General features: G+C 70.4%; 6 protein-coding genes. 2 read left to right on the forward strand and 4 right to left on the reverse strand.

What is annotated here, in order from left to right; translation table 11 throughout:
* The first annotated feature begins 215 nt into the window (after positions 1-215).
* Both AC08ON_RS01490 and AC08ON_RS01495 read left to right on the forward strand, forming a co-directional pair.
* Positions 216-839, forward strand: a complete 624-nt coding sequence (locus AC08ON_RS01490; RefSeq protein WP_476606099.1) for a hypothetical protein — start codon at positions 216-218, stop codon at positions 837-839.
* Complete coding sequence (locus AC08ON_RS01495; protein ID WP_476606100.1) at positions 836-1,360, forward strand: DUF4439 domain-containing protein; 525 nt, start codon at positions 836-838, stop codon at positions 1,358-1,360. Before AC08ON_RS01490 ends, AC08ON_RS01495 begins: the two co-directional genes overlap by 4 nt.
* Before the next feature lie 49 nt (positions 1,361-1,409).
* Here AC08ON_RS01495 and AC08ON_RS01500 read toward each other — a convergent pair whose 3' ends face one another.
* The 4 genes from AC08ON_RS01500 to AC08ON_RS01515 form a co-directional block, all read right to left on the reverse strand.
* Positions 1,410-1,865: an RrF2 family transcriptional regulator gene (locus AC08ON_RS01500; RefSeq protein ID WP_476606101.1), complete on the reverse strand. Its 456-nt coding sequence runs from the start codon at positions 1,863-1,865 to the stop codon at positions 1,410-1,412.
* 155 nt (positions 1,866-2,020) lie between these two features.
* Positions 2,021-3,073, reverse strand: coding sequence for an ABC transporter permease (locus tag AC08ON_RS01505; protein WP_476606102.1), 1,053 nt, complete (start codon positions 3,071-3,073; stop codon positions 2,021-2,023).
* A complete protein-coding gene (locus AC08ON_RS01510) occupies positions 3,063-3,842 on the reverse strand; it encodes an ABC transporter ATP-binding protein (protein ID WP_476606103.1) in 780 nt (259 codons plus the stop codon). Before AC08ON_RS01510 ends, AC08ON_RS01505 begins: the two co-directional genes overlap by 11 nt.
* Before the next feature lie 161 nt (positions 3,843-4,003).
* Positions 4,004-5,077 carry an ABC transporter substrate-binding protein gene (locus AC08ON_RS01515; RefSeq protein WP_476606104.1) on the reverse strand — a complete coding sequence of 358 codons (1,074 nt, stop codon included), beginning with the start codon at positions 5,075-5,077 and terminating at the stop codon, positions 4,004-4,006.
* Between the last annotated feature and the right edge of the window lie 322 nt (positions 5,078-5,399).

A 5,399-nucleotide genomic window follows, 5' to 3' on the forward strand; every position in this document is an offset into this window, starting at 1 on the left:
GCCATCAAGCCGTGCGACCCTCATCGACCCGACCCGCGGCACCGTCGAACAGCGAGGACCGACCGCCGACGGTCCCGCCGGGCTGGGCCGCCCCGGGGCGACCCAGCCCGGGTGAGATCCATAGCCTACGTCCGCCCCGACCGGGATCCGTCGCGACCCGGGGGTAACCGGATCAGGCCGCGCGGACCACACGGCGTTCCGGACGACAGCAGGGGATGTGCAAAGCTGCGACGGTGGATCCGGCGAACCTCACCCACGCCTCCCGACGACGGCTCCTCACCGGGCTGACCAGCCTTGCCCTTACCGGATTCGCCGGATTTGCCGGATTCGAGGCCGCCGGCTGCAGCTCCACGGTCGCGACGAATCGGACCGGTCCCGCGGTGGGTCCGGACGGCGACGACCGCCGGGCGGCGAGGGCCGCCGCCGTCCGGGCGGCCGCGCTGGCCGCGGCGTACCGCCCGGCGGCCGAGCGCCACCCGTCCCTGCGTCCCCTGTTCGACACGCTGCGGGCCCATCACGAGGTCCAGCTCCGGACCTTGGCCGAACAGTTCCCGGGCTCCGCACCGACCACCCCGACCCAGGCAGCCACCCCGACCCAGGCGATCGGGCGTGACGGCGCCGGGACGGCGGGAACGGCGCAGCTCGTCAACGAGTCACCCACGGCCCGCGCAGCCACCCTCGCCTCCCTGACCGGGATGGAGAGTGCGGCGACGAACGCCGCCCGCACCGACTGCCTGTGCGCGGGCGGTCCGCTCGCCTCCCTGCTGGCGAGCATGTGCGCCGCCGGGACCGCGCATGCGGAGCTGCTGGCCCTCGCTGCGAGCCGGGTGTCCGGATGACCGCCGACACACCATCGGGCGATCCGGCGTCGGCGACCCCCACGGAATCGACCGCCGCAACCGAGCACCCGGATCCCGTGGGCGTCGCGGCACTGGTCACGATGCTCACGGCCACGCATGCCGCCGTCTACGCCACCGCGGCGGCGGGAGGTGCCGTCGCGCCGCTCGGCCCGGCCGCGGCTCAGGCGCGCGAGCTCGCGCGACTGAGCTGTCTGGCGCACCAGGCGCTGCGCGACGACCTCATCACCGCGATCCGGGCCCGCGGCGGGGATGCGCCACCGGCGCTGCCCGCCTATCGGCTCCCCGTCGCGCCGGAGGGCATCGGGGCGGCACTGGCCCTCCTGGCCAGGATCGAGGACGCCTGCGCCATGGCGGCCCACGACGCTGTCGCCGTGCTCGTCGGGGACGTCCGTGCGCTGGCTCTGGACGCGCTGACCGGCACCGCCGTACGCGCGCAGCGGGCCCGCATCGCGGCCGGCATGCCGCTGGCAGCCGCGAGCCGCGCGCTACCGGGGACATGACCTGGCGTCCGGGGAGGCCGGGCCGCTCCCGAGAAGCGGGCCGCTCCCGTCAGCGGGTGACCCACGCGTCGGGATCGCAGCCGAGGGTGGTCACGATGTCCGGAAGCTGACCACTCGCCACGTCGGCGAGGGTCACGGCCTCCAGCACCCGCCGCAGGTTCACCCGAACCGCGATCCACACATCCTGCAGGTGCTTGGCCGCGCCGTCGTAATTCGTGTCCTCAGGACGCCGGCCCCGCACGCTGGCGAGCGGACCGTCGGTCGCCCGGATCACCGTGGCGATGGTGATCTGCTCGGGGGGAAGGCCCAGCTGGTATCCCCCGTCCGCGCCCCGGCGGCTCTGGACCAGCCCCGCCCGGCGTAGATCGGTGAGGATGTTCTCGAGGAAGCGCAGCGGCAGATCCTGCGCCGCGGCAAGCGCCTCGCCCTTGACGAGCCGACCGTTGCTCGCGGCCAACGTCAGGAGTGCGCGCAATGCGTAGTCGGCGCGAGCGGAGATCTGCATGCATCCATTTTGCCGCCGGTCCTCGCCGAATGGGTGGGCCGGGTCGGCACCGGGCGAGGCACGGCCCCGCGCCGACGGGCGCTGTTCCCGCCGCCGGCTCGGCCGAACGAACCTGCCGGCCAACGAACCTGCCGGCCGGGGAATCGGGAACTTCCTCAGCCAGCCCTCTCGGGACGGGGGGCGTCCGCGCCGCCTCCGGCGGAGGAGGTGGCCGTGGCGGCGGCTGCGGCGGACCCGTCGGCGCTGCCGTTCCGGCGACGCCGAGCTGCCCGGACCGCCGTCGTACCCTCCGCAACCAGCCCACGGCGCTGCCGCATCCGCTGGTCCGCAGCGTTGAACCCGGCGTCGATGAGCACCCCGATCACGAAAATCGTGATCATCGAGGCCAGTACCCCGACCGTGTCGAGTAGTTCGCGGGCATTCTGCAGATCAGCTCCGACGGACGGATGCCCCGGAACGATGACCAGCAATTCGCCGGCCATCAGGCTGCGCCAAGCGAACGCCCAGCCCTGCTTCAGGCCCGCGAGCACCGAGGGCAGGGCCGCCGGTACCACGACGTACCGGTAGAGGGACAGGCTACGCGCGCCCATGCTGCGGCCGACCTGGACCAGCAGAGGCGGCACGTAGTCCACGCCGTAGATGACGCCGTTGGCCACCGACGGCGCCGCCCCGAGCACCACCACGAACATGATTGCGGACTCGCTGAGCTTGAACAGCAGGACGGCGAGCGGGAACCAGACGATCGAGGGCATCGTCTGTACCGCGGTGATGAACGATCCCACCGCGGTACGCAGGACTCCGAAGCGGGACACCGCGATCCCGACCACGGTGCCGATGAACACGGCTAGGGCATATCCCTCCAGGGCCCGGACCAGGGTGCGGGCGAGGGCGTCCCAGAAGTGTCCGCTGCCCAGCTGGTCGACGAACTCGCCCAGTGCCTCGCCCGGGCCGGGCAACACATAGCTGGGCTTCCAGCCACTCCAGACGACGATCTGCCAGAGCAGCAGGAACAGGAGCAGAGCGCCGAGCTTCGGCCAGCTGGCCGCCCAGACGCGGACCGCGAACGGCCGCCGTTGCGCGGTCGGGATGTCCAGCGCGTCGAGGCCGGCGAGGGCCGTGTCGACGTCGAAGGACTTGCCCGCCTCGCCGAGCAGGACACTCTTGTCGGTGGAGACCTTGTCGGTGGAGACGCTGACGTCAGTGGCCATGGCGGCCGACCTCCTCGCGTAGCCGCGCGGTCACCTTGGTGGCGAGCTCCGAGACGTGGGTGGAGTCGATCCGGCGGGGGCGGTCGAGGTCGACGTCGAAGATCTCCGCGACCCGGCCAGGCCGGGAGGACAGCAGCACGATGCGGTCACCGAGCCGGACCGCCTCACGCACATCGTGGGTGACGAAGATGACGGTGACCCCCGTCTCCCGCCAGATCCGTTCAAGTTCGTCGTGGAGCAGATCGCGGGTCATCGCGTCGAGCGCACCGAACGGCTCATCCATGCACAGGATGTCGGCCTCCTGCGCGAAGGCCCGGGCCAGGCTCACCCGCTGGCGCATGCCGCCGGACAGCTCATGGGGGCGCTTCGCGGACATACCGGCGAGCCGGACCATCGCGAGCAGACTCTCGACCCGGTCCCGCCGCTCGGCCTTGCCGATCCCCCGCAGCCGCAGCGGCACCTCGACGTTGCCGCCCGCGGTCAGCCAGGGCAGCAACGCCGAGTCCTGGAACATCATCCCGACCCGCCGGCCGGTGGTGTCGACGACGCCCACGGACGGCTGGTCGAGACCGGCGACCAGGCCGAGCAGGGTCGATTTCCCACAGCCGGACGCGCCGAGGAGACAGACGAACTCGCCCGCCTGGACGTCCAGGGAGACGTCGTCGAGCGCCTTGACGCTGGCGGGCCCGGATCCGAAGACCCGACTGACGCGGTGGATGCGCAGCGCGGTGTCGGCGGGTACAGCGGTGTCGGCGAGTACAGCGGTCATGGTTCATTCCCCCGTCGCGGTGTATGCGGCCGGTGTGCATGGACGGATGGACGGATGGACGGACCAGGCCGGGGCATCGATGATCGACGCCCCGGCCTGGTCGTCGCCCTGTGGTCTCGGACCGAGGTTCAGCCGGCCCGGCTACCGCCGGGTGCCGCGGGTCAGGAGTCGGCGACCGTCGGTTTGCCCTGCTTGGCGAGGATCTCGTTGAGGACCGTCAGATCGAACAGACCGTCGAGCTTCGGGTTCTTGATGAGGCCGAGCTCCTCTTGGTGCTTCGCCGAGGTGAACAGGGAGGCCGCGATCGGGTCCGGAGTGAAGGTCAGCCCCTTCCAGGCCGAGGTGAGGATCTTGTCGGACAGCGGCTTGCCACTCAGCTTGCCCAGCGCCGTGTTGGTGACCTTCGCGCCGGCGTCACGGTCGGCGTTGAGCGCGTTGATCGATTCCACATTCGCCGTGATGAGCCGGCGGACGATCTCCGGGTTCTTCTTCAGATAGTCCGTGCTCACCAGAAGCACCGTCGTGACGAACTGGCCCTTGGTCTCCCGCCACTCGTCGGCCTCGTCGACGAGCACCTTGCCCCCCGCTGCGACGAGCCGGGAGGCCGTCGGCTCGGGCACCCAGGCCCCGTCGATGGCCCTGTTGGCGAAGGTGTCCACCGTCACGGTGTTGTCCTGGGGCTTGATGGAGACATCACCCCCACCCTGGGTGTCGGTCGTCAGCCCGTTCTTCTTGAGGAAGTACCGCAGCGCCACGTCCTGGGTGTTGCCCAGGCTCGGGGTGGCGAGCGTGGTGCCCTTGAGCTGCGCGACGGAGGTGATCTCAGGCTTGACCACCAGCGACGCACCACCCGAGGTAGCGCCGGAGACGATCCGCACCGCCTCCCCGTGCGACTTGATGAAGCTGTTGACCGCCGGGTTGGGACCGATATAGCCGGCATCGATGGCGCCGGACAGAATCGCCTCCGCCTCCTGCACGCCGGAGTTGAAGGTCGATGTCTTGAGCGTGACTCCAGAGCCGAGGTCCTTGGCGAAGATCCCCTTCTCGGCGCCGTAGAGAGCTGGCGCATGGGTGAGGTTCGGGAAGTACCCGAGCCGTAGGGTGCCGGTGATCTGGCCGTTCGAGGCGACCGTCTGGGAGTCCCCGTCGTCACTCGAGCAGCCCACCACCGCCAGTACAAGCGCCCCCGCGGCGATGAGTGGCGTCGCTGCACGCCACAGTCTGCTCGGCCTCATAGATACCCCCTCACGCGGGCTGACACCCGCGCCATGCAAGTCGATCGAATTCATCGGGATGGTAAGCATGCCAGATGGTGCCCATCCTGGCCAGGTGGCTTCATCACGATGACATCGTTCTGCAATATCTTTGACCGGACATGAGCACATAGCCGACAAAACAGACATTTTTTTCGCTGGATCGCAGAGGCCCCGGACACCATCGGAGCGGGTCCGGGACGGTCTCAGACCGGGTTGGGTGCAGTTCTCCCCAGGTGAGATCAAGCGGCGAGTGTGTAGCTGGGTGAGTACTTGCTGTCGTGGTTGCGGGCGCGTTCCCGGT

Source organism: Frankia sp. CoWAU3 (assembly GCF_977971855.1).

Excerpts from the sequence above, each read along its gene's own strand:
- AC08ON_RS01510 (WP_476606103.1), bottom strand. The coding sequence starts at position 3,842 with ATGACCGCTGTACTCGCCGACACCGCTGTACCCGCCGACACCGCGCTG.
- AC08ON_RS01490 (WP_476606099.1), top strand. The coding sequence starts at position 216 with ATGTGCAAAGCTGCGACGGTGGATCCGGCGAACCTCACCCACGCCTCC.
- AC08ON_RS01500 (WP_476606101.1), bottom strand. The coding sequence starts at position 1,865 with ATGCAGATCTCCGCTCGCGCCGACTACGCATTGCGCGCACTCCTGACG.
- AC08ON_RS01515 (WP_476606104.1), bottom strand. The coding sequence starts at position 5,077 with ATGAGGCCGAGCAGACTGTGGCGTGCAGCGACGCCACTCATCGCCGCG.
- AC08ON_RS01505 (WP_476606102.1), bottom strand. The coding sequence starts at position 3,073 with ATGGCCACTGACGTCAGCGTCTCCACCGACAAGGTCTCCACCGACAAG.
- AC08ON_RS01495 (WP_476606100.1), top strand. The coding sequence starts at position 836 with ATGACCGCCGACACACCATCGGGCGATCCGGCGTCGGCGACCCCCACG.